The sequence below is a fragment of the Kitasatospora sp. NPDC057542 genome (assembly GCF_042801945.1).
GTDB lineage: Bacteria > Actinomycetota > Actinomycetes > Streptomycetales > Streptomycetaceae > Kitasatospora.
The window spans coordinates 1-2,010 of record NZ_JBHVFE010000780.1 but is presented as its reverse complement, the minus strand read 5'-3'; the positions used below and the strand labels follow the sequence as shown (position 1 = coordinate 2,010).

Here is a 2,010-nt window from a genome sequence, read left to right as displayed (position 1 = left end):
GTATAAGAGACAGCCGTAACGGGGTCGCCCCTCGGCGTTTGCGCGTCTCAGCCCAGCAGCCCCGACAGCACCGCCGCCGTCGCCGCCAGCAGTTCCTCCGCGGCCGCCCCGCCGGCGGCCGTACGGGCCAGCAGCCCCTCGCGCGCCGCCAGGATCACCGTCGCCGCCTGAGCGGCGCTCGCCCCCGGGGGCACCAGCTCCGGCAGCGCCCGCTCCAGGACGTCCGCCAGCGCCCGGGCGACCGCCAGGTCGTGCGCGGCGACCTGCTCGGCCAGCGCCTCGGTACGGGCCGCGACCAGCCGGAACTCCAGGAACAGCAGGATCCACCCGGACTCCGCCGGCTCGACCCGCAGCAGCGCCTCGACCAGCAGCCGGGCCCGCTCCTGCGGCGCCAGCGCCTCGCAGGCCGCCGCCAGCCGCTCCAGCTCGGCCATCCGCCCGGCCGCCTGGTCGTCGAAGAGCGCCAGCAGCAGTTCCTCCTTGCTGCCGAAGTTCGAGTAGAAGGCCCCGCGGGTGTAGCCGGCGGCGGCGCAGACGTCCTCGATGCTCGTCCGCGCGAAGCCGACGGAGAGGAACAGCTCGCCCGCCGCGGCGAGCAGCCGGGCACGGGTGTGGACGCGGCGGCGGGGCGGTCGGGGAGCGGCGGCTTCGGCGGGGGGTGGGTTCACAGGAGAACGATACATGGTGTATTCAGTACGAGCCGTATTCAGTACGTCTCGTACTGAAATCGCGTTCCGCACCGAACCGGAGGGGCCACCACCGTGAGCCGACTGCTGATCACCGACGCCCACCTGCTCCACCCCGAGGACGGCACCCGTACCGACCGCGGCTGGCTGGAGGCCGCCGACGGCCGGATCACCGCCACCGGCACCGGCCGTCCGCCCGCCGCCCCCGACGGGGTCCGCGTCCTCGACGCGCAGGGCGCCACCGTGCTGCCCGGTCTGATCGACGCCCACGTCCACCTGCTGGTCACCTCGCTCGACCTGCCCGACGTCGCCAACTGGACCCCCGGCTACGCCACCGTCCGCGCCCTCGCCGAGGCCGAGCGGATGCTGCGCCGCGGCTTCACCACCGTGCGCGACGTCGGCGGTGCCGACCACGGCATGGCCCGCGCCCTGGCCGAGGGCCTGGCCCTCGGCCCCCGACTGCTGCACGGGGGCAAGGCGCTCTCCCAGACCGGCGGCCACGGCGACCTGCGCCCGCTCGGTGACGACTCGCTGCCCTGCTGCGAGGCCCGCCCCCACTTCGGCCGGATCGCCGACGGCGTGGACGCCGTGCGCGCCGCCGCCCGGGACGAGTTCCGCAAGGGTGCCCGGCACCTCAAGGTGCTGCTCTCCGGCGGCGTCGCCTCCCCGCACGACGAGATCGCGGCCGTCCAGTACAGCGAGGAGGAGATCCGGGCGGCCGTCGAGGAGGCGGAGAACCACAACCGCTACGTCACCGTGCACGCCTACCACCCGCGCGCGATCGACCGAGCCCTGCGGGCCGGCGTGCGCTGCGTCGAGCACGGCAACCTGCTGGACGACACGACGGTCGCGCTGCTGCTGGAGAAGGACGCCTTCCTGGTCCCCACCCTGGTCGCGTACGTGCGGACCGCGGAGCTCGGCGCGGCCTCGGGTCTGCCGCCGGCGTCCCTGGCCAAGCTCGCCGAGGTCCGCGACCAGGGGCTCGCCGCCCTGGAGCGCGCCCACCGGGCGGGTGTCAACCTGGTCTACGGCAGCGACCTGCTCGGCCCGCTGCACCCGGCCCAGCCGGCGGAGTTCACGCTGCGCGCCCAGGTCCAGCCGGCCGCCGACGTGCTGCGCTCCGCCACCACCACGGCGGCCCGGCTGCTCGGCATGGCGGGGGAGATCGGCACCCTCGCCCCGGGCGCCCACGCCGACCTCCTGGTGGTCGACGGCGACCCGCTCGCCGATGTCTCGGTGCTCGCCCGTCCGGACCGGCACCTGCGGCACGTGGTCAAGGCCGGCGCCGTCATCTGAAACGAAACGGGCGGACGCTCCTCCACGG

General features: G+C 75.3%; 2 protein-coding genes. One reads left to right on the top strand and one right to left on the bottom strand.

Annotated elements, in window-relative coordinates; genetic code table 11:
- Positions 1-47 precede the first annotated feature (47 nt).
- Positions 48-668 carry a TetR/AcrR family transcriptional regulator gene (locus ACFU7Y_RS43405; RefSeq protein ID WP_224282534.1) on the bottom strand — a complete coding sequence of 207 codons (621 nt, stop codon included), beginning with the start codon at positions 666-668 and terminating at the stop codon, positions 48-50.
- A 93-nt stretch (positions 669-761) separates the two neighbouring features.
- Between ACFU7Y_RS43405 and ACFU7Y_RS43400 the strand changes: the two genes are divergently transcribed.
- Complete coding sequence (locus ACFU7Y_RS43400; RefSeq protein ID WP_224282535.1) at positions 762-1,982, top strand: amidohydrolase family protein; 1,221 nt, start codon at positions 762-764, stop codon at positions 1,980-1,982.
- Positions 1,983-2,010 lie beyond the last annotated feature (28 nt).